This is a genomic window from Enterobacter sp. Sphag1F (genome assembly GCF_014193275.1).
GTDB classification, from domain to species: Bacteria; Pseudomonadota; Gammaproteobacteria; order Enterobacterales; family Enterobacteriaceae; genus Pantoea; species Pantoea symbiotica.
In genome coordinates this window covers 553,796-576,868 of the sequence record NZ_JACHZD010000002.1, presented here as the reverse complement: position 1 = coordinate 576,868, position 23,073 = coordinate 553,796, and the positions used below count along the sequence as shown (strand labels likewise).

The window sequence follows — 23,073 nt, the reverse complement described above, 5'->3', positions numbered from 1 at the left end:
ATTTCGGTACACTCCTGTGAATTCATACAGGACCAGCGTCGGGCATGCCCGACGTTGTTGCCTTCTTAATTTACAGGCACCTGGAGAGTTCTCTTGAGCCAGGAATATACAGAAGATAAAGATGTTTCGTTACAACCGCTGAGCAGTGGACGTCGTCTGCTGGAGGCGTTGCTCATTCTTGTGGCCTTGTTCGCCATCTATTTGATGGTGTCGTTGGTCAGTTTTAACCCTTCAGATCCAAGCTGGTCACAAACCGCATGGCACGAACCTATCCATAATTTGGGTGGTAGCGTCGGCGCATGGCTGGCCGATACGCTATTGTTCATTTTTGGCGTGATGGCTTACGCCATTCCTCCCGTCATTATTGGTCTGTGTTGGATCACCTTCCGCCAACGCGATCGTCAGGATTACATCGACTACTTTGCCGTTGGTTTACGTCTGATTGGCGTACTGGCCCTGGTGGTGACGACTTGTGGTCTTGCGGCGCTCAACGTTGATGATATCTGGTACTTTGCTTCCGGCGGCGTCATTGGCAGCCTTGTCAGCAATGCGATGGCGCCGTGGTTCAGTTCCGCTGGCGGCACTTTAACGCTGCTTTGCGTCTGGGCTGCCGGGATCACCCTTTATACCGGTTGGTCATGGCTGACGATTGCCGAGAAGATCGGCGGCGTTGTAATGGGTGTTCTGACCTTTGCCAGCAACCGTTCACGGCATGACGAACCCTGGCAGGAAGAAGAATACGACGACGAAGAGCACGCTGATGAGGTGTCACCTTCAATGCCTGCTTTACAGCCTACAAATGAAGAAGACGATGTCTTGTTAGCCAAACCGCGCAAGATCAGCGAACCCGTTGTTGCAGAGTTGGGCGATGATCCGCTACTAGCGAAGGCCAGTGCGGCAACTGCCGCTGCAATTGCGGTTACCACGCAAGCCGCACAGCAAACCCCTGCAGCCACGCAGCCTGCGGCAAGTGCGCCTGCAGAACCGGCCGCAGTGCCCCGCGTTGCTGAACCTGCTGCCCAGCCAACTTCGGTTCCACAGCCTGCCACTGCGCCGCCTGAACCGATCGCGCAGCCTTCTACGCCGCTCTATCGTTTCGAGATGCCAAATGAACCGGCACCTTCGCCGTTTTCGCCGGCTGATGACGATGAAGGCCCGAGTATGGGCAACTGGCAGGATGCCGCTCCATCTTCAGCGCCTTTAAACAGTGTCGCCGCTGCATCATTGGCTGCGGGAGCAGTAAAAGCAGCATCTTCAACAGCTGCTTATTCGCCTGCTTTCGATATCGTGCCTGAGCGTGATTACAACCCGCAGGTCAAGCAGGGCATTGGCCCAGAATTGCCGCGTCCGAATAAGGTTAAGTTGCCAACACGACGCGAGTTAGCGTCGTACGGCATCAAGTTGCCTTCGCAGCGTATGGCGGAAGAGCAGGCTAAAGATGCTGAGCAGCAACAGCCGGAAGTCACCGCGTCTTACAGCGTTCCTCCTCAGGAAGAAGCTGTTGAGCTGCAAGAGGCGCAGTTGCGTGAAGCCTTCGCATCACAGCAGCAGAATCGTTACGGTGAAAGCTGGCAGGATGTGGCTGAGTCTGAAGATGAGGATGCATTGCAGCAGGCTCAACTGGCGCGTCAGTTCGCCGATCAGCAGCAGCAACGCTATAACGAACCTGAAGTGAAGGAAGCGCCGGTCTTTAATCTGGACACATCGTCTGCTTTTGATTTTTCGCCAATGAAAGATCTGGTCGACGATAGCCCAAGCGAGCCGCTCTTTACGATTTCTGCAGCGCCAGAGCCAGAAGAACCTGCGCAGTGGCAGCAACCCGCAGCGCCGGAGCCAGCGTCATTACCTTCGTTGAGTGCTGAATCTAGCCCGTGGTCGTCACCGGAACAGGAAGCCTATTCTGCGCCGCCTGCGCCAGTGAAACCTGCAGCGCCAGCGCAGGATAGCTTGTTCCATCCGTTCCTGGTTCGCCATGAACAGCCGCTGGAAAAACCCTCTACGCCGCTCCCAACGCTGGATCTGCTCACGTCACCACCGGCAGAAGAAGAGCCGGTTGATATGTTTGCACTTGAGCAAACGGCGCGACTGGTTGAGGCTCGACTGGCTGATTATCGTGTGAAGGCGGAAGTAGTAGGTATTTCGCCTGGGCCAGTCATCACCCGTTTTGAGCTCGACTTAGCGCCAGGCGTTAAAGCCTCACGTATCTCTAACTTATCGCGTGACCTGGCGCGTTCATTGTCAGCGGTTGCCGTGCGCGTGGTGGAAGTGATTCCAGGCAAGCCTTATGTTGGGCTTGAACTGCCAAATAAACATCGTCAAACCGTTTATCTGCGCGAAGTGCTGGATTGCCCTAAATTCCGTGAAAATCCGTCACCGCTTGCAGTGGTGTTGGGCAAGGACATTGCTGGCCAGCCGGTTGTGGCTGATTTAGCGAAAATGCCTCACTTGCTGGTTGCCGGTACCACTGGTTCCGGTAAATCGGTGGGCGTTAACACCATGATCATCAGCATGTTGTATAAAGCCACGCCGGAAGAAGTGCGCTTTATCATGATCGACCCGAAAATGCTTGAGCTGTCAGTCTATGAAGGCATTCCGCACCTGCTGACGGAAGTGGTTACCGATATGAAAGATGCGGCTAATGCGCTGCGCTGGAGTGTTGGTGAAATGGAGCGCCGCTATAAGCTGATGTCTGCATTGGGCGTGCGTAACCTTGCCGGATATAACGAGAAGATTGAGCAGGCTGCAGCGATGGGCCGACCAATTCCCGATCCGTTCTGGAAGCCGGGCGATAGCATGGACACCACGCCGCCGGTGCTGGAAAAACTGCCTTATATCGTGGTACTGGTCGACGAATTTGCTGATCTGATGATGGCGGTCGGTAAGAAAGTTGAAGAGTTGATTGCTCGTCTGGCACAAAAAGCACGTGCGGCGGGTATTCACCTGGTGCTGGCGACACAGCGTCCGTCGGTCGATGTGATTACCGGTCTGATCAAAGCCAACATCCCGACGCGTATCGCCTTTACCGTTTCCAGTAAGATCGACTCACGTACCATCCTCGATCAGGGCGGTGCGGAATCGCTGCTGGGCATGGGTGACATGCTGTACATGCCGCCAAACTCCTCAATGCCAGTGCGTGTGCACGGTGCATTCGTGCGCGATCAGGAAGTCCATGCGGTCGTTCAGGACTGGAAAGCACGCGGTCGCCCGCAATACATCGAAAGCATCACCGCTGGTGAAGAGAGCGATAGCGCGGCTGGCGGTATGATGGGTGATGAAGAGCTGGATCCGCTGTTCGATCAGGCCGTCTCTTTCGTGGTGGAAAAACGCCGGGCGTCCATCTCTGGGGTTCAGCGCCAGTTCCGTATCGGTTATAACCGTGCTGCACGCATCATCGAGCAGATGGAAGCGCAGGGCATCGTTTCTGAACCGGGACACAATGGCAACCGTGAAGTGCTTTCACCGCCGCCACACGAAATGTAAATTATCGCGTGTGATTGTCTGCTTATGGGCCAGTTAACACTGGCCCATTGTTTATCTGTTGGTCGATCCCCATATCTTCGGGAGCTTTCGGCTTTTTCTCCTGTCGAAGAGACAGGACGGCAACTACGTTTAATGCAGTAAGTGTCGGGAAACAATGAATAAGGAATCGAATCAGATGAAATTACGCGTTATTGCCTGTGGCCTGTTGGCCAGTTTTGTTTCCGCATCAGTATTGGCGGATGCGTCCAGCGATCTGCAACAGCGTCTCAATAAAGTGAACAGCTTCCATGCCAGCTTCAGTCAGAAAGTGACCGATGGCAGCGGCGCTAACGTGCAGGATGGTGAAGGTGAGCTGTGGGTTAAGCGTCCAAGTTTGTTTAACTGGCACATGACCGCGCCGGACGAAAGCGTAATTATTTCTGATGGCAAAAACCTGTGGTTCTACAATCCCTTCGTTGAACAAGCCAGCGTTAGCCTGCTGCAAAATGCGGCAAGTAATACGCCGTTTATGCTGATTGCGCGTAATCAGCCAAGCGACTGGAAACAGTACAACATCAAGCAACAGGGCGATAACTTCGAGCTAACGCCGAAGAGCAGTGATGGCAACCTCAAGCAGTTCACCATCAATGTGACATCGTCTGGCACCATCAATAAGTTCAGCGCGATTGAGCAAGATGGTCAGCACAGCGATTATCAGCTGAAGAGCCAAAACAACGGCGCCATTAGCCCAGATAAATTCACCTTTACGCCGCCAAAAGGGGTAACGGTGGACGATCAACGTCAGTGAGGTCACGGTGAGTAACCTGTCTCTGGATTTCGCACCTTCGAATGAGTTTCAGCCGCTGGCCGCACGTATGCGGCCAGCTACGCTGCAACATTACATTGGGCAGCAGCATTTGCTGGCGCCTGGTAAACCGCTGCCGCGCGCTATTGAGGCCGGGCATCTGCATTCGATGATTTTGTGGGGACCGCCGGGGACAGGGAAAACAACATTAGCCGAAATCATCGCCCATTACGGTAAAGCTGATGTTGAGCGGATTTCTGCGGTTACTTCTGGCGTCAAAGACATTCGTGAAGCGATAGAGCGCGCCCGACAAAATCGTCAGGTGGGCCGACGCACCATTCTGTTTGTCGACGAAGTTCATCGCTTTAACAAAAGTCAGCAGGATGCATTCCTGCCACATATTGAAGATGGCACCATAACGTTTATCGGTGCCACCACCGAAAATCCCTCGTTTGAGCTCAACTCGGCGCTGCTATCGCGTGCTCGTGTCTATTTACTCAAATCTCTCACCACTGCTGATATCGAACAGGTTTTGCTGCAGGCGATGCAGGATGACGATCGCGGTTATGGCAAAAGCGATATAGTGCTGCCGGATAATACGCGCCGCATGATTGCAGAGTTGGTGAACGGGGATGCGCGTCGGGCACTGAATACGCTGGAAATGATGGCGGATATGGCCGAAAGTAACGCTGAAGGCCAGCGTGAATTAACGCCACAATTGCTGAACGAAGTTTCCGGTGAAAGAGCGGCGCGTTTTGATAACAAAGGCGATCGTTTCTACGATCTGATCTCCGCTCTGCATAAATCGGTACGCGGTTCAGCACCTGATGCGGCGCTTTACTGGTATGCAAGAATCATCACCGCCGGCGGCGATCCGCTTTATGTCGCCCGCCGTTTGCTGGCTATCGCCTCGGAAGATGTGGGTAACGCCGATCCGCGCGGTATGCAAGTTGCGTTAGCGGCCTGGGATTGCTTCACCCGCGTCGGTCCAGCTGAAGGCGAAAGGGCGATTGCGCAGGCGATTGTCTACCTTGCCAGCGCACCCAAAAGTAATGCCGTTTACACCGCTTTCAAAGCCGCGATGCGCGATGCGCGCGAATTTCCTGACTACGATGTGCCGGAACATTTACGCAATGCTCCGACCAAATTGATGAAGGAGATGGGGCTGGGTAAAGAGTATCGCTATGCGCACGACGAGACTAACGCCTATGCCGCTGGCGAAGTCTATTTCCCGCCAGAAATGGCGCAGACACGCTACTATCAACCGACTAATCGCGGGCTTGAAGGGAAAATTGGCGAAAAACTCGCCTGGCTGGCTGAGCAGGATCAAAATAGCCCGATAAAACGCTACCGCTGATAAACACCTTACGGTAAGGTGAGCAAGGATTTCATTGCATTCCATAGGGATGCAAGTCCCGCCATTCGTTCAATCAACCTTTTATTACACAGGATTAGCATGCTCGATCCCAACCTGCTGCGTAACGAGCCAGACGCAGTCGCAGAAAAACTGGCACGCCGAGGATTTAAACTGGATGTGGAAACCTTACGTTCGCTCGAAGAGCGTCGTAAAGTCTTGCAGGTAGAAACTGAAAATCTGCAAGCTGAGCGTAATTCCCGTTCCAAATCCATCGGTCAGGCCAAAGCACGTGGGGAAGACATCGAGCCGCTGCGTCAGGAAGTGAACGCACTGGGCGAACGCCTGGATGCGGCTAAAGCAGAACTGGATGCCCTGCAGAACGAAATTCGTGACTTTGCCCTCGTATTGCCAAACCTCCCGGTTGACGAAGTCCCGTTAGGTAAAGATGACAGCGAGAATCAGGAAGTCAGCCGCTGGGGCCAGCCGCGCCAGTTCGATTTCCCGGTAAAAGACCATGTTGAGTTGGGTGAAGCTGCCAAAGGTCTGGATTTTGCCGCAGCGGTGAAACTGACGGGTTCACGTTTCATTGTGATGCAGGGCCAGATTGCGCGTCTGCACCGTGCGCTTAGCCAGTTTATGCTTGACCTGCACACGCAGCAGCACGGTTATCTTGAAACCTATGTTCCGTATCTGGTCAATCAGGAAACGCTGTATGGAACCGGACAGCTGCCGAAGTTTGGTGAAGATCTGTTCCATACCAAGCCGCTGGGCGAAGAAGCAGGTAGCAGCAACTATGCGTTGATCCCAACCGCTGAAGTGCCGCTGACCAATCTGGTGCGCGATGAAATCGTTGAAGAAGAATCTTTGCCGCTCAAACTCACCGCACACACGCCATGCTTCCGTTCTGAAGCCGGTTCGTACGGACGTGATACGCGCGGTTTAATCCGTATGCACCAGTTCGACAAAGTGGAAATGGTGCAGATTGTGGCGCCTGAAACTTCTATGGACGCACTGGAAGAGTTGGTCGGCCATGCAGAGAAAGTGCTGCAGCTGCTCAATCTGCCATACCGTAAAGTGCTGCTTTGCACCGGCGATATGGGCTTCGGTTCTGCCAAAACTTACGATCTGGAAGTTTGGCTGCCAGCACAGGACACCTATCGTGAGATCTCCTCTTGCTCCAACATGGGTGATTTCCAGGCTCGTCGTATGCAGGCGCGCTGCCGCAGCAAAACCGACAAGAAACCACGTTTGGTGCACACGCTGAACGGTTCTGGTCTGGCGGTTGGTCGTACTCTGGTTGCTGTGCTGGAAAACTACCAGCAAGCAGATGGTCGCATTGAAGTGCCTGAAGTGTTGCGTCCTTATATGGGCGGACTGGAATTCGTTGGCTAATCAACGCGCAATTATATAAGCCCGGCAATGCCGGGTTTTTTGTTTCTTAAGCTGAAAAATAATTATTTTTTAGTCGGAATTAATCAGAAATAAACGTTATCGATAATAAATGGCCGTTAACCATTAAAAATCTTAAATTCAAATAGATAGATGCCTGCCTGTTATCTTTCACCCTGCCTCTAACCCGCTGAAGATAAATAAAATAAATTGTGCTGCAGCAAATCGTGCGGCGACGATTTTTTGCACATTGACTTTAAAATAGCAAATGGCAAACTGCGCGCAATTATCGTCATCTCTTTTGGTTTTATTCCCTATGTCAACCTGGTCGCGCCCCGTCGTTTTGCTGCTTTGCGGCTTAATGCTCATGACGGTGTCTATCGCTGTGCTTAATACGCTGGTACCGCTATGGCTTACCCATGATCAATTGCCAACCTGGCAAGTGGGTATGGCTAGCTCATCGTATTACACCGGTAATTTGCTGGGAACTTTGCTCGCCGGCTGGTTGATCACGCGTTACGGTTTTAATCGCTGTTTCTATCTTGCCAGCCTACTTTTTGCCGTGGCGACCATGGGCATGGTGATGCTGGATGGTTTCTATAGCTGGACCATGCTGCGTTTCACCGCAGGTGTGGGCTGTGCACTGATTTGGGTGGTGGTGGAGAGCGCCTTGTTATGCAGCGGCACCGTGCGTAATCGTGGTCAGCTGCTCGCGGCATATATGATCATCTACTACCTCGGCACGGTTGCCGGCCAGTTGTTGGTGAGTCGCGTGTCGACAGAGCTGCTTCACGTGATTCCGTGGGCGACTGCGTTGATTATCTGTGCGGTATTGCCGGTCGTGTTTGTGCATGTTAACGCCAGCGCTGCGACGGAAGAAGCCTCAACGGGTCGCCTTTGGGTGATGTTGCGTCGTCGTAGTTCTCGTCTCGGCATCAATGGCTGCATCATTTCCGGTATCGTTCTCGGCTCGCTTTATGGCTTGATGCCGCTGTATCTCTCTCATCAGGGCATGAGTGATGCTACCGTCGGTTACTGGATGGCATTACTGGTTAGCTCGGGTATTGTCGGGCAATGGCCAGTAGGACGTTTAGCCGATCGCTTTGGTCGCCTGATGGTGCTACGTGTGCAAGTGTTCGTGGTTATTCTGGGTGCGATTGCCATGTTGGGTGATGCAGCTATGGCGCCAGCACTGTTTGTGCTGGGGCTGGCGGGTTTTACTCTCTACCCAGTGGCGATGTCCTGGGCGTGCGAAACCGTGGCGCATCATGAGTTAGTGGCGATGAATCAGGCATTACTGTTCAGCTATACTGTAGGTAGTTTGGTGGGGCCGGGAATGACGTCAATGCTGATGCAGAATTACTCTGACCGCCTGCTGTTTGTGATGATTGCTGCAGTTGCACTGGTTTATCTGGTGATGTTACTGCGCAAAGCCGATCATCAGGCAACGCCGGTTGCACATGCTTGACGCATTAATATGAAATAGTAAAAAGGGGAGCCAGCGGCTCCCCTTTTGTTTGCGGTTAATACATCACTTCATGACCGTAGCTGGCGAGGATATTCTTCACTCGCTCCATGGTTTCTTTGCTCGGCGGCTTAACACCATCCAGCTTGTACTCTTCACCCATGGCAATCCATTTATGTTTGCCTAACTCGTGATAAGGCAGCAGTTCAATCTTCTCAATGTTATCCATATCCTTAGTGAACTCACCTAAGCGATGTACGGAATCATCATCATCAGAGTAACCAGGCACAACAACGTAACGAATCCAGGTTCGTTTGCCTCTCTTCTGCAGATAACGAGCAAAATCCAGCGTGCGGTGATTGGAAACGCCAACCAGAACTTCATGCACCTCATCATTAATTTGTTTCAGATCAAGCATGACCAAGTCAGTGGCATCCAGCAATTCATCGATCACCGGGTCGTAGCGACGAACAAAGCCGTTGGTGTCAAGGCAGGTGTGAATACCTTCTGCCTGGCAGGCGCGGAACCAGTCACGCACAAACTCGGCTTGTAAGATCGCTTCGCCACCCGACGCGGTCACGCCGCCGCCAGATGCATTCATAAAGTGACGATATGAGAGCGCATCCTTCATCAACTCTTCAACGGTCACTTCTTTACCGCCATGCGTGTCCCATGTATCGCGGTTATGGCAATACAGGCAGCGCATAAGACAGCCCTGAAAAAAGGTGATGAAACGGATGCCTGGGCCATCAACGGTGCCGCAGGATTCAAAGGAGTGGATACGACCGATGGTTGACATTGCGATGGGTTCTCCAGGTGAGCCTGAACATCAGGCAGCACAATCTATGTCGTGCTCTAAAAGTGAAAGTCGATTTTGCCAGGTCGCCAGCACCAGCAAGCTGGCAAAACGGACTTGTGGAGAAAAGGCTCCCGCAGGAGCCTTTTAATCTCAGTAAAGTGCTATTACAACGACTGAGTGAACGTACGGGTAATTACATCTTTCTGCTGCTCTTTGGTGAGCGAGTTGAAGCGAACAGCATAACCGGATACGCGAATGGTCAATTGAGGATACTTCTCAGGATGTTCCATCGCATCCAGCAGCATCTCACGATTCATCACGTTAACGTTCAGATGCTGACCGCCCTCAATGTTAGCTTCATGGTGGAAATATCCATCCATCAAGCCAGCAAGGTTAGTTTTACGCACGTTATCATCTTTACCCAGTGCATTCGGCACGATGGAGAAGGTATAAGAGATGCCGTCTTTAGCGTAAGCGAAGGGCAGTTTCGCGACCGAGGTCAGTGAAGCCACCGCACCTTTCTGGTCACGGCCGTGCATTGGGTTAGCACCCGGTCCGAACGGCGCACCCGCACGACGTCCGTCTGGCGTATTACCGGTTTTCTTACCATAAACCACGTTAGAAGTGATGGTCAGTACTGACTGAGTTGGCACCGCATTGCGGTAGGTTTGCAGTTTCTGAATTTTTTTCATGAAACGTTCAACCAGATCGCACGCCATGTCATCAACGCGCGAGTCATTGTTACCAAACTGCGGATATTCACCTTCAATTTCAAAGTCTACCGCTAAACCATCTTCATCACGGATGGTTTTCACTTTGGCGTATTTGATGGCTGAAAGTGAGTCAGCCGCAACAGACAGACCCGCGATACCACATGCCATGGTGCGATAAACGTCACGATCGTGCAGCGCCATCAGTGAAGCTTCATAGCTATACTTATCGTGCATGTAGTGAATGATGTTCAGGGAGGTGACGTACTGCTTCGCCAGCCAATCCATGAAGTGATCCAAGCGCTCCATCACGATGTCGAAATCAAGAATTTCGTCAGTGATTGGTGCTTCTTTCGGGCCTACCTGCATTTTCAGTTTTTCATCAACGCCGCCGTTGATTGCATACAGCAGGGTTTTTGCCAGGTTGGCACGCGCACCGAAGAACTGCATCTGCTTACCGACAATCATTGGGCTAACGCAGCAGGCGATAGCATAGTCATCGTTGTCGAAGTCAGGACGCATCAGGTCGTCATTCTCATACTGCAATGAGGACGTATCGATAGAAACTTTTGCGGCGTATTTCTTGAAGTTAACCGGCAGTTTTTCTGACCACAGGATGGTCATATTTGGCTCCGGAGATGGACCCATGGTGTAAAGCGTATTCAGGAAACGGAAGGTGCTTTTGGTCACCAAAGTACGGCCATCGACGCCCATACCCGCTAATGATTCTGTTGCCCAGATTGGGTCACCGGAGAACAGCTCATCGTATTCAGGCGTACGCAGGAAGCGCACCATACGCAGTTTCATCACCAGGTGGTCAATCAGTTCCTGTGCGTCTTCTTCAGTCAGTTTCCCGGCCTGAATATCGCGATCAATGTACACATCAAGGAAGGTGGATACGCGACCGAAGGACATCGCCGCACCATTCTGAGATTTCACCGCCGCGAGGTAGCCGTAGTAAGTCCACTGAACGGCTTCTTGTGCATTGGTAGCGGGCAACGAGATATCTGAACCATACTTCGCAGCCATCTCTTTGATTTGACCCAGCGCACGATGCTGTTCAGAAATCTCTTCACGCAGGCGAATAGTGGCTTCGAGGTCAACGCCATTCTCCATATCGCTTTGCAGAGAATTGAACTGAGCAACTTTGTCTTTCATCAGGTAATCGATGCCGTACAGCGCGACGCGGCGATAGTCACCGATGATACGACCGCGGCCATAGGCATCAGGCAAACCTGTCAGTACGCCTGATTTACGGCAGCGCATGATGTCTGGGGTATAAACATCGAATACGCCCTGGTTATGAGTTTTACGGTAATCAGTGAAGACTTTTTTCAGTGCGGGATCGAGTTCGCGGCCATAAACCTTGCAAGAGCCCTCAACCATTTTGATGCCGCCAAACGGAATGATGGCACGTTTCAGAGGCGTTTCAGTTTGCAGACCAACGATTTTTTCCAGCGATTTGCTGATGTAGCCGGCGTCGTGAGAGGTGATGGTTGAAGCCAAATCGGTGTCAAAATCCACCGGCGCGTGAGTGCGGTTCTCAATTTTGATGCCTTCAAGCACGCTGTCCCACAGTTTGGTCGTGGCTGAGGTTGCGCCAGCGAGGAAGGATTCGTCGCCTTCATACGGTGTATAGTTTTTCTGGATAAAGTCACGGACGTTGACGCTGTTCTGCCATTCGCCGGCGCTAAATCCTTCCCAGGCTGACGCCATTTTTTCATTCAGTTCGGACATGATATACCTGCCTTATTTAGGGAGACTTTGACGTATGGCGCGCTGCTTCAGCACGCCAGTACCAATTCATTAATGCACCGGCTCATCGCCACGCAGATAGATTACCCAGTAGGTCAAACCGACTAATAATCCGCCGCCAATAATGTTGCCGATGGTTACGGGAATAAGGTTATTAAGAATAAAATCGCTAACGCTGAGTGAGGGAAACTGTGCTGCGCTTGCACCAGCCATTTGCCAGAATTCCGGGCTGGCAAAATCACGGATAACAATGGCCATCGGAATAAGGAACATGTTGGCGATGCTATGTTCAAAGCCGCAGGCAACAAACATCGCTACCGGTAAGATCATCGCAAACATTTTATCCATCAGGCTGCGGCCGGAGTAACTCATCCATACCGCCAGGCAAACCATCAAATTAGCGAGCGTGCCGAGACTGACTGCTTCGATAAAGGTGTGATGCATCTTGTGGTCGGCGGTTTGCAGAAGGTTCAAGCCCCAGGCACCATTCGCCACCATGTGTTCACCGGCTAACCAGATCAGCGCTACAAAGAACAGCGCGCCAAACAGGTTACCTATATAGACAGTCAACCAATGTCGACCGAGTTGGAGCCAGGTGATTCGGCCGCTGGCTTTTGCCACTACGATCAGAACAGTTGAGGTGAACAGGTCAGCGCCACACACGACTACTAACATTAAACCGAGTGAGAAACAGATACCGCCGATCAGTTTTGCTATGCCGTAGGGCATGGCTCCACTTCCGGTAGTTGCAGTGATATAGAAGACAAATGCAATTGAGATAAATACGCCAGCAGTGATGGCAAGGAAGAATGTGGTTAAAGGATGTTTAGTAGCTTTATATATGCCGGCTTCTTCTGCAACTTTCGCCATTGCCGCCGGTAATAATGAATTAAAAGGGTTGTCAGCTTTCACACTAACGCTCTCCAAAAATTGCCTGTAAAGATACTAACAAAGGAGTATAGGTCAGAAATTGATATGGATCATATTTGACCGGGAGGCTGCTGGTAAGCGAAGCGATAAAGTAAGTGTTTTGAATTTAATCTATTGAATTAATTGAAATAAATAAATTTTAAATTATGCAAAATAAGTTTAAGGTAGCTGTAGTTAAGGATGGTTTTGTTAAATATCATTAACGAATAAAGCTTAATTGTTATTCAATAATGCGCTTTAATCTCTTTGCATGACCAATATAAAAAAATGGCACTGATTTTTTCAGTGCCATTTACCAATATGCTAATTTTTATAAATAACCATTAAAAGCGCCAAGGCTATTTTTGTGACCAATAACGACGTTTAGCTGTCTGCAGTTTTTCATAGGCAGCGAGTAATGATTGATGCGCTGGAAAGGCTTTCAGGTCCAAATCGACCGCTTGCAATCCATAGAAAGGCACTTCACCACTGATAGCCGCTGAAGCGGCCTCAACTGCCGCCTGGCCATACATACGGATAAAGGCACGATGATATTGAAGCGGATCGCGTTCCTCTTCCATTGCCAGCAGCAGCAAGGTTTGCAGGCAGCGATAGTAGTTAGCGCGCTCTTCGCTGAAGATGGACTGGTTAAATTCCATCGTCCATTCAGTCCAGATCAGAGCCTGATCCAGGTCGCCACCTGCCAGCGCTAGCATCGCTTTCAGCTCGCCGATACGCAGCGTGTACCAAGCATTATCTTTGCCTGATGCCAGACCCAGCAGTTCGCGCACGCGAGTAAAGTCATCATGACCTTCCTCATCCAGTTGCACGATCAGCTCGAGATAGGCCTCAGGTTCCCATTGGCTTTCCGGCAGCGCCAGCAGCGTTTCGCGCAGTGGTGCACCCATGCTGTTATTCGCCAGCAGCAGATCTTCCGCTGGATAAATATCAGACATACCAGGAACGATAATGCGGCAAGCGTAAACGCTCAGATGTTCATAGTCAGCGATATAGACTTCTTTCTCTTCCGCACGGAAGATCGCCATCAACGTATCAAACTCTTCGTGCGTGGTACCCGCAAAGCTCCAGTCGACGAAAGGATAGTCAGCATCGTCTTTGAACATATCCCATGAAATCAGACCGCTTGAATCGATGAAATGCGTTTCCAGGTTAGCGTGTTCCGCCACTTCTTCATCATCAAACGTCGGCGGTGTGAACACGTCGAGATCTTTCAGACCACGGCCCTGCAGCAGTTCAGTAACGGTACGCTCCAGTGCGACGCCAAAGTCCGGATGTGCACCAAATGAAGCGAAACAGGTACCATTTGCTGGATTGAACAGCACTACGCAGATAACCGGATATTTACCGCCCAGTGAAGCATCGTAAGAGAAGATTGGGAAACCTTCTGCTTCCAGACGTTCAATCGCTTCAATTACGCCAGGATAACGTTGCATCACCTCTGCTGGAATTTCTGGCAGGCTGATGGATTCGGCGATGATGCGATTCTTGATATGGCGCTCAAATACCTCAGACAGGCCTTGTACGCGCGCTTCGTTCGCGGTGTTACCAGCTGACATACCATTCGAAACGTACAGATTTCCGATGATGTTCATCGGGATATAAACCGTTTGCTGGTCAGATTGGCGGGTAAATGGCAGGCCACAAATACCGCGCTCATCATTGCCGGATTGCAGATCAATCAGCTCTGAAGCACCCAGGCTCTCTTCAGGATCATAAAATTTGCGGAGGCGCGCATCCAGAATGCCTTCTGGCAGGCTGTCGTCCTCGGTGAGCGGGAACCACTTTTCATTCGGATAGTGAACAAAATCACCATTAGCGATGGATTTACCTAACCAGAAATCGGCGAAGAAGTAGTTAGTAGAGAGGCGCTCAAAATATTCGCCCAGTGCTGAAGCCAGAGCGGCTTTTTTGCTAGCACCTTTGCCATTTGTAAAGCACAGCGGGCAGTCGCGATCGCGAATGTGCACTGACCAGACGTGTGGTACCGGATTCAGCCAGGAAGCTTCTTCAATATTGAAACCAAGGTCTTGCAGTTTCTGTTGAAAGCGTGCAATGGAATCTTCCAGTGCGGCGTCTTTTCCGGGGATAAACGTTTGCGTCATGGTGGCGCTCTCTTAAGTCAATGGGGTGGGCGTAAAGCGCGCAATAATACGGGTTTTATGCATGCTTCGCTATTCAGTCAGCCAAATTTATCTCAGTCTGGCTAAGGTTTTTACGCCATTCGGCTTTCCCCTTTTCTTTCTGGAACTACATCACAAAATTCCATAGCTTAATGCATTTATGACATAAGCTGCGGTGGAGCTGGCTCTGGAAATGTGATCGCTGCCGGATTAATGATTGCAGCCATCTGGAGGCAATGATAAAACCGGTGAAGTATTCATAACCGTTCGATATGACAGTAGTGAGGGGAAATGACTCAGGTTTATAATTTTAGCTCTGGCCCGGCTATGCTGCCGGTAGAAGTGCTCCGTCGCGCAGAACAAGAACTGACAAACTGGCACGGGTTAGGCACCTCGGTGATGGAGATCAGTCACCGCAGTAAAGAGTTTATTGCTGTTGCTGAAGCGGCAGAACAAGATTTTCGCGATCTGCTGAAGATCCCAGCCAATTACAAAGTTTTATTCTGCCACGGCGGTGCGCGTGCACAATTCGCGGCCATCCCCGGCAACTTATTGGGTGAGGCAAAAACCGCAGATTATATTGACGGCGGTTACTGGGCTCACAGCGCAATTAAAGAAGCCGAAAAATTCTGCTCGCCAAATACCATTGATATAAAAACCACGCGTGATGGTAAACGTGCTTTATTACCAATGCGTGAATGGCAGCTAAATGATGATGCGGCTTACGTCCATTTCTGCCCGAACGAAACGATTGATGGCATTGCTATCGATGAAGAGCCGGATTTTGGCGATAAGATCGTGGTTGCCGATCTCTCTTCTACTATTCTGTCTCGTCCAATCGATGTGAGTCGTTATGGCGTGATCTACGCCGGCGCGCAAAAAAATATCGGTCCGGCGGGCTTAACCTTGGTGGTTGTGCGCGAAGATCTGCTGGGTAAAGCACAGCGTTATGTGCCTTCAATCCTTGATTACAAGGTGCTGGCCGAAAACGAATCGATGTTCAACACCCCGCCAACTTTCGCATGGTATCTCTCTGGGCTGGTATTCAAATGGCTGAAAGAGAAGGGCGGCGTGGCCGAGATGGACAAGCTGAATCAGGCAAAAGCCGACTTACTGTATGGCGTGATTGATAACAGCGCGTTTTATCGCAACGATGTCGCAAGCGAAAACCGTTCACGTATGAACGTGCCATTCCAGTTAGCCGATTCATCTTTGGACAAAGTGTTCCTGGAAGAGTCTCTCAAGGCTGGTCTGCATGCGTTGAAAGGCCATCGCGTGGTTGGCGGTATGCGTGCATCGATCTACAATGCGATGCCGCTGGAAGGCGTTAAAACGCTGACTGAGTTTATGGTCGACTTCGAACGTCGCCACGGCTAATTGCTTTTTTCATGCCAGCTTGTCTGGTATCAGACCCCGTCGCAAGATGGGGTCTCGTATTTTCTGGAGATTTGGTTTCACATGCAGGACTCCCTGACTCTACAACCGATTGCTCGCGTTGACGGCACGGTAAATTTACCGGGTTCAAAAAGCGTCTCGAACCGCGCTCTCTTGCTGGCCGCGCTGGCAAAAGGCACCACTCGCCTGACTAATTTGCTCGATAGCGATGACGTTAAGCACATGCTGAACGCCCTGAAAGCGCTGGGTGTCAGCTATACACTCTCCGAAGATCGCACCGTATGCGAAGTAGTGGGTAACGCTGGACCTTTGCGCGCTGAAAAGCCGCTTGAGCTGTTTCTGGGTAACGCAGGCACTGCGATGCGTCCATTGGCCGCTGCGCTGTGTTTGGGCCAGCAGTCAATTGTCCTGACTGGCGAGCCGCGCATGAAAGAGCGTCCGATTGGTCACCTGGTTGATGCACTGCGTCAGGGCGGAGCAAAGATCGACTATCTTGAGCAGACCGATTACCCACCAGTGCGTCTCAATGGCGGTTTTATTGGGGGCGAAGTCAGCGTTGATGGCAGCGTATCAAGTCAGTTCCTGACGGCGTTGCTGATGACCGCGCCGCTGGCGCAGCAAGACACCATCATCACCATTAAAGGCGATCTGGTTTCCAAGCCTTATATTGACATTACCTTGCACCTGATGCGCTGCTTTGGTGTGGACGTTGATAACCAGAACTATCAGCGTTTTGTGGTCAAAGGAGAGCAACAGTACCAGTCTCCGGGCGATTACCTGGTGGAAGGTGATGCGTCTTCTGCTTCTTATTTCCTCGCTGCGGCAGCCATTAAAGGCGGTACCGTGCGTGTAACCGGTATTGGCCGCAACAGTGTGCAAGGCGATATCCGTTTTGCTGATGTGCTGGAAAAGATGGGCGCAGTGATTGAGTGGGGCGATGATTACATCTCCTGTACGCGTGGATCGTTGACGGCAATCGATATGGATATGAACCATATTCCCGATGCGGCAATGACGATTGCAACCACAGCACTGTTCGCACAAGGCACCACGCTGATGCGCAACATCTATAACTGGCGCGTAAAAGAGACCGATCGTCTGGCTGCGATGGCGACTGAGTTGCGTAAAGTCGGTGCTGAAGTGGAAGAAGGACACGACTTTATTCGTGTGACACCGCCAGCTCAGTTGCAACATGCGGATATCGGTACCTATAACGATCATCGTATGGCGATGTGCTTCGCCCTGGTGGCTCTGTCTGATACGCCGGTAACCATCCTTGATCCAGGCTGCACCGCGAAAACCTTCCCAAGCTATTTCCAGCAGTTGGCGAAAATCAGTCATACTTCCTGATCGTCTAACCCGGCGCACTACGCCGGGTTTCTTTGCTTTCCTTTGGCCTTATCAGGCGGAAATTCTTCTGAATCTGTCTATATTTCTAGCGATGTCTACGCTAAAGGGTAACTAACCTGATGCGGGCAGCGTATAATGCCGCGCAATCCAGGCGGCCTGGAAGGGCTGACAATAAGCATGCAGCAACAGGAGAGAACAATGACGGCAATCGCCCCGGTTATTACCATCGATGGGCCAAGTGGCGCAGGTAAAGGGACTTTATGTAAAGCGATGGCGGAGTCGTTGCAGTGGCACTTACTGGATTCTGGCGCTATTTATCGCGTTTTAGCATTGGCTGCACTTCACCATCAGGTGGATATTGAGTCTGAAGAAGCATTAGTTCCGATTGCTGCGCATCTTGATGTGCGTTTTCTGTCGGTAGACGGTGAAATGCAGGTAGTGCTTGAAGGTGAAGACGTTACCGGTGAAATCCGCACGCAAGAAGTGAGCAACACCGCATCGCGCGTCGCCGCTTTTCCGCGGGTGCGTGAGGCGCTGCTTCGTCGCCAACGTGCATTCCGCGAAGAGCCCGGTTTAATCGCTGATGGACGCGATATGGGAACCGTGGTTTTCCCAGATGCACCAGTGAAAATTTTCCTCGACGCCAGCTCGGAAGAGCGTGCGCATCGCCGTATGCTACAGTTGCAGGAGAAGGGCTTTAATGTTAACTTTGATCGCCTTTTATCCGAGATAAAGGAACGCGACGACCGCGATCGTAATCGTGCAATCGCACCTTTAGTGCCTGCCACAGATGCTCTGGTACTGGATTCAACCAGTATGTCGATTGAGCAAGTGATTGAAAAGGCACTTTATTATGCTAAGCAAAAGCTCGGCATTTAATCTTTCGGCAACCGAATTGCTGTAACCCTGTACCAAGGACCCGGTGCAGGGCATGTGAAACAACCCCATCCGACAATGAAGTCAGGTGGACGTTAAATTGAAGAATCCTAAGATTATCAATATGACTGAATCTTTTGCTCAACTCTTTGAAGAGTCCCTGAAAGAAATCGAAACCCGTCCGGGTTCCATCGTTCGTGGCGTTGTTGTCTCTATCGACAAAGACGTAGTTCTGGTTGATGCGGGTCTGAAATCTGAATCTGCAATTCCTGCAGAGCAGTTCAAGAACGCAGCCGGCGAACTGGAAATCCAGGTAGGCGACGAAGTTGACGTTGCGCTGGACGCAGTAGAAGACGGCTTCGGTGAAACCCTGCTGTCCCGTGAGAAAGCTAAACGTCACGAAGCTTGGATCACGCTGGAAAAAGCTTACGAAGACGCTGAAACTGTTACCGGTGTTATCAACGGCAAAGTTAAAGGTGGCTTCACAGTTGAGCTGAACGGTATTCGTGCGTTCCTGCCAGGTTCATTGGTAGACGTTCGTCCGGTTCGCGATACTCTGCACCTGGAAGGCAAAGAGCTTGAATTCAAAGTAATCAAGCTTGATCAGAAACGTAACAACGTCGTGGTTTCACGTCGTGCAGTTATCGAATCTGAGAACAGCGCTGAGCGCGATCAGCTGCTGGAAAACCTGCAGGAAGGCATGGAAGTTAAAGGTATCGTTAAGAACCTCACTGACTACGGTGCATTCGTGGATCTGGGTGGCGTTGACGGCCTGCTGCACATTACCGATATGGCTTGGAAACGCGTTAAGCATCCGAGCGAAATCGTCAACGTGGGCGACGAAATCACTGTTAAAGTGCTGAAGTTCGACCGCGAGCGTACCCGTGTATCTCTGGGCCTGAAACAGCTGGGCGAAGATCCTTGGGTGGCTATCGCTAAGCGCTACCCAGAAGGCACCCGCCTGACTGGTCGTGTAACCAACCTGACTGATTACGGCTGCTTCGTAGAAATCGAAGAAGGCGTTGAAGGTCTGGTACACGTTTCTGAAATGGACTGGACCAACAAAAACATCCATCCGTCTAAAGTTGTAAACGTAGGCGACGTGGTTGAAGTAATGGTTCTGGACATCGATGAAGAGCGTCGTCGTATCTCCCTGGGTCTGAAGCAGTGCAAATCTAACCCATGGCAGTTGTTCGCTGAGACCCACAACAAAGGCGATCGCGTTGAAGGTAAAATCAAGTCAATCACTGACTTCGGTATCTTCATCGGCCTGGACGGTGGCATCGACGGTCTGGTTCACCTGTCTGACATCTCCTGGAACGCGACTGGCGAAGAAGCCGTTCGTGAGTACAAAAAAGGCGACGAAATCGCTGCCGTTGTACTGCAGGTTGATGCAGAGCGCGAGCGCATCTCTCTCGGCGTGAAGCAGTTGGCTGAAGATCCATTCAACAACTACATCACCCTGAACAAGAAAGGCGCTATCGTGACTGGTAAAGTCACTGCAGTTGATGCTAAAGGTGCTACAGTTGAATTAGCTGACGGCGTAGAGGGTTACCTGCGCGCTTCTGAAGCTTCTCTGGACCGCATCGAAGACGCAACTCTGGTTCTGAGTGTTGGCGACGACGTTGAAGCTAAATTCACTGGCGTTGACCGTAAGAACCGCGTTGTGAGCCTGTCTGTTCGTGCTAAAGACCAGGCTGATGAGAAAGAAGCTATCAACACTGTTAACACCAAACAGGATGAAGGCAGCAACTTCTCTAGCGCGATGGCTGAAGCGTTCAAAGCGGCTAAAGGCGAGTAATCGACCTAAGGCACCGGACGATGAAAATCGTCCGGTTTCGGTAAAAGCTGTCATACCTTTCCCAATAAGGATTAACCGGAGGTTACATGACCAAGTCAGAACTGATTGAAAGACTTGCTGGCCAGCATACTCATATTCCGGCGAAAGTCGTTGAGGATGCGGTCAAAGAGATGCTTGAGCACATGGCCACTACGTTGGCCCAGGGCGAGCGCATTGAAATCCGGGGATTCGGCAGCTTTTCTTTGCATTACCGTGCACCGCGTACGGGTCGTAACCCGAAAACGGGTGACAAAGTGGATCTGGAAGGTAAATACGTTCCCCACTTTAAGCCGGGCAAAGAATTGCGTGACCGTGCGAATATCTACGGCTAAGCCGTTACCGAACGATAAAAACGACACTTTAGGGTGTCGTTTTTTTTTTGCTTCAAGCATGCTGAACTGCGAGCTGGTTACCAAAATAAAGTCTCACCAATGTAATCTCTGCAAAAGTCTCTGAACCCATCGCAACACACTCTCTTTTCACTGAAGCAAATCCCCCGTCTTCACTGCACACTCTTCCCCCAACGAGGGAGAGCACAAATGCATATGAACTGGATTGTTCTGGCGAGATTGATGATTGCCTCGGCGTTGCCGTTGGGCATATTGCCGCACATACCCACTGCGAGCGTAATACTCACCATGGCTGGATTCGCAGTATTGCTCGTGTTGACGCCAATCATGTGGCTGCGGATTTCAGGTATTGCTCTGTTAATGTTGGCCTGGACATTGAATGAAGCTCGTCAGATGGTCAATAGCATTGAGGAACTGGCTGCCGCATCTATTGAAGCTACAGTACATATCACTGAAGTGCGTGAACAGAAGCAGCAGCTGACAGCGCAAATACTGCGTGTCGGCCAGCGTTATCAATTTCCACCTCTTTTTGTGACGCTCAATAATGCTTCCACTAAGGAACAGTATTGCGCCGGTCAGCGCTGGAAGATGAAACTGCGACTGCGTGCCGTGCACGGCAGACTGAATGAAGGGGAGTTCGATCTGCAGCGTTTTGCTTTATCAAATCACACCCCACTACAAGGGCGCATCATCAGTCAGCAGGTCGAATCCCTAACCTGCAATTGGCGCACGCGTTTCATTAATTATCACTTACCAACATTCGATACGCTCCAGCAATCCGCAATTATGCAGGCTTTAGCATTTGGTATACGTGCCAACATGACCGAAGAGCAGCGGCAGTTGCTGCGGGAGACAGGCACCGCCCACTTGATGGCCATCTCAGGAATGCACATTGCGTTAGCTGCCAGTGTTGGATGGTTATTGGCGCGTGTTATACAAGTAACTTTACCTGCACATTTGATTGGCTATTTGTTTCCGCTGCTAATTAGCATCATAACCGCAGCCATCTACACGTGGGTTTCTGGCAGCCATGCACCGGCCCAGCGCGCGATTATCGCGCTCATGCTTTGGACAGGTATTCGTAGCGTTGGTTGGCAACTCAGTGGCTGGCAAGTCTGGACGTTGTGTATTGGCGCATTGCTGGCACTTGATCCATTAACCGTTCTGTCAGAAAGCTTTTGGTTGTCAGCGCTGGCGGTCGCGATGCTGATTGTCTGGTATCAATGGTTTCCATTGCCGCATCGCTTGCGCGCAAAGCGTCGCTGGCTGCTACTGCAATTGCTACATCTGCAGCTTGGCATGATGATCCTCATGGCACCGCTACAAATCTTCCTGTTTCAGGGAATAAGCCTGAGTGCTTTATTGGCAAATCTGATCGCGGTGCCGGTTGTGTCATTTGTCACGGTGCCAGTGATATTGCTGGCAATGCTCTTGTCTGTGCCGCCGATTTCAGCGGGATTATGGTATCTGGCGGATCTTTCTATAAACAAAGTATTGCTAGTGCTGCAGTGGTTACCCGCGGGCTGGTGGGCATGGAGCGATACCTTACCCGCGATCGTGCTGCTGTGGGTGGGATTACTTCTTTGGCGTAGCAAGCTGATATATCGCAGCCTTATGCCGTGTTTTAGCCTGGTACTCGCGATCATCCTTTGGCGCAGCACTACTCAGCGTGATGATTGGCAAATCGACATGATTGATGTGGGGCACGGCCTGGCTATTGCCATTACGCAAGGCAATGAAGTGGTGCTATATGATGTTGGACCGGGCTGGAAGCAGGATGATGCCGGTTCACGCGTCATCCTGCCATGGTTGCAGTATCACGGCAGAAGCCTTCATTCTCTGATACTAAGCCACAAGCATCTGGATCACCGTGGTGGGCTACACTCATTGCTCAAAGTTAATCCAGCGGTAGCAATTCGAAGTGCCTTAGCGGAAAAGGGACACCTGCCATGCTTCCGTGGCCAGCAGTGGCAATGGGGCAAATTGCAATTTACCGCCTTGTGGCCGCCAAAGAGTCAGACTCAGGGACAAAATAACGATTCGTGTGTGGTGCGAATCGATGACGGGCAATTTAGCGTATTGCTCACCGGTGATATTGAGTTAGAAGCCGAGAGAAAAATTGTCGCGCTGGAAAAAGATGCGCTCAACGCGACGATTTTGCAGGTGCCGCATCATGGCAGTCGCACTTCGTCAGGCGCGTTACTGTTACGTAATGTTGCTGGTAAGGCGGCATTCGCTTCGGTGGCGCGTTATAACGCCTGGCGTATGCCGGCACCAGCCGTGGTGCAGCGCTATCGTCAGCAAGGCTACATGTGGTACGACACGGCACAATCGGGGCAGATTCATGTGGGTATCAGACAAGGTCATTGGCAAATTAAGGGCTTAAGAGAGCAAATAAAGCCTCGCTGGTACCATCAGTGGTTTGGCGTCAAACGCGATTCCAGGTAGAATGAGCGGCTATTTCAAACAGCGT

General features: G+C 51.2%; 16 protein-coding genes. 11 read left to right on the top strand and 5 right to left on the bottom strand.

All coding sequences use genetic code 11. The annotated features are described in order from the left end of the window. Positions 1–93 precede the first annotated feature (93 nt). The 4 genes from FHW71_RS08170 to serS all read left to right on the top strand — a co-directional run bounded on the left by FHW71_RS08170 (position 94) and on the right by serS (position 7,013). The gene (locus FHW71_RS08170; RefSeq protein ID WP_179451398.1) at positions 94–3,480 is read left to right on the top strand and encodes a DNA translocase FtsK 4TM domain-containing protein; all 3,387 of its coding nucleotides are present in this window, start codon (positions 94–96) and stop codon (positions 3,478–3,480) included. Between the two features lie 175 nt (positions 3,481–3,655). Continuing rightward, positions 3,656–4,267: an outer membrane lipoprotein chaperone LolA gene (gene lolA, locus FHW71_RS08165; protein WP_008102417.1), complete on the top strand. Its 612-nt coding sequence runs from the start codon at positions 3,656–3,658 to the stop codon at positions 4,265–4,267. 7 nt (positions 4,268–4,274) lie between these two features. Next, positions 4,275–5,621, top strand: coding sequence for a replication-associated recombination protein A (locus FHW71_RS08160; RefSeq protein WP_179451395.1), 1,347 nt, complete (start codon positions 4,275–4,277; stop codon positions 5,619–5,621). Positions 5,622–5,720: 99 nt separating this feature from the next. Further along, positions 5,721–7,013 carry a serine--tRNA ligase gene (gene serS, locus FHW71_RS08155; protein ID WP_179451393.1) on the top strand — a complete coding sequence of 431 codons (1,293 nt, stop codon included), beginning with the start codon at positions 5,721–5,723 and terminating at the stop codon, positions 7,011–7,013. Positions 7,014–7,181: 168 nt separating this feature from the next. Here serS and FHW71_RS08150 read toward each other — a convergent pair whose 3' ends face one another. After that, the gene (locus FHW71_RS08150) at positions 7,182–7,379 is read right to left on the bottom strand and encodes a hypothetical protein (protein WP_179450910.1); all 198 of its coding nucleotides are present in this window, start codon (positions 7,377–7,379) and stop codon (positions 7,182–7,184) included. Here FHW71_RS08150 and FHW71_RS08145 point away from each other — a divergent pair. Further along, the gene (locus FHW71_RS08145; protein ID WP_179451391.1) at positions 7,327–8,478 is read left to right on the top strand and encodes an MFS transporter; all 1,152 of its coding nucleotides are present in this window, start codon (positions 7,327–7,329) and stop codon (positions 8,476–8,478) included. The genes FHW71_RS08150 and FHW71_RS08145 overlap by 53 nt on opposite strands. A gap of 55 nt (positions 8,479–8,533) precedes the next feature. On the opposite strand, the gene pflA is transcribed toward FHW71_RS08145, so the two are convergent. From pflA to ycaO, 4 genes are all read right to left on the bottom strand, one after another. Continuing rightward, positions 8,534–9,274 (bottom strand): pyruvate formate lyase 1-activating protein, encoded by a 741-nt coding sequence (pflA, locus tag FHW71_RS08140; protein WP_008102409.1) that lies wholly within the window; start codon positions 9,272–9,274, stop codon positions 8,534–8,536. Positions 9,275–9,438: 164 nt separating this feature from the next. Then, positions 9,439–11,721: a formate C-acetyltransferase gene (gene pflB, locus FHW71_RS08135; RefSeq protein WP_179451389.1), complete on the bottom strand. Its 2,283-nt coding sequence runs from the start codon at positions 11,719–11,721 to the stop codon at positions 9,439–9,441. A 69-nt stretch (positions 11,722–11,790) separates the two neighbouring features. After that, on the bottom strand, positions 11,791–12,651 hold the full coding sequence (gene focA, locus FHW71_RS08130; protein WP_179451387.1) for a formate transporter FocA: 861 nt from the start codon (positions 12,649–12,651) through the stop codon (positions 11,791–11,793). A gap of 356 nt (positions 12,652–13,007) precedes the next feature. Next, positions 13,008–14,771 (bottom strand): 30S ribosomal protein S12 methylthiotransferase accessory factor YcaO, encoded by a 1,764-nt coding sequence (ycaO, locus tag FHW71_RS08125; protein WP_179451385.1) that lies wholly within the window; start codon positions 14,769–14,771, stop codon positions 13,008–13,010. Positions 14,772–15,080: 309 nt separating this feature from the next. On the opposite strand from ycaO, the gene serC reads away from it, so the two are divergent. From serC to FHW71_RS08095, 6 genes are all read left to right on the top strand, one after another. Continuing rightward, positions 15,081–16,166: a 3-phosphoserine/phosphohydroxythreonine transaminase gene (serC, locus tag FHW71_RS08120; RefSeq protein WP_179451383.1), complete on the top strand. Its 1,086-nt coding sequence runs from the start codon at positions 15,081–15,083 to the stop codon at positions 16,164–16,166. Between the two features lie 81 nt (positions 16,167–16,247). Further along, the gene (gene aroA / locus FHW71_RS08115; RefSeq protein ID WP_179451381.1) at positions 16,248–17,534 is read left to right on the top strand and encodes a 3-phosphoshikimate 1-carboxyvinyltransferase; all 1,287 of its coding nucleotides are present in this window, start codon (positions 16,248–16,250) and stop codon (positions 17,532–17,534) included. Positions 17,535–17,732: 198 nt separating this feature from the next. Then, a complete protein-coding gene (gene cmk, locus FHW71_RS08110) occupies positions 17,733–18,413 on the top strand; it encodes a (d)CMP kinase (protein WP_179451792.1) in 681 nt (226 codons plus the stop codon). A gap of 121 nt (positions 18,414–18,534) precedes the next feature. Beyond that, entirely contained in the window at positions 18,535–20,211 is a 1,677-nt protein-coding gene (rpsA, locus tag FHW71_RS08105) for a 30S ribosomal protein S1 (RefSeq protein ID WP_052025984.1), read from the top strand. An 86-nt stretch (positions 20,212–20,297) separates the two neighbouring features. Further along, positions 20,298–20,582, top strand: coding sequence for an integration host factor subunit beta (gene ihfB / locus FHW71_RS08100; protein ID WP_003849360.1), 285 nt, complete (start codon positions 20,298–20,300; stop codon positions 20,580–20,582). Positions 20,583–20,789: 207 nt separating this feature from the next. Further along, positions 20,790–23,048, top strand: a complete 2,259-nt coding sequence (locus FHW71_RS08095; RefSeq protein WP_179451379.1) for a DNA internalization-related competence protein ComEC/Rec2 — start codon at positions 20,790–20,792, stop codon at positions 23,046–23,048. Positions 23,049–23,073: the final 25 nt, after the last annotated feature.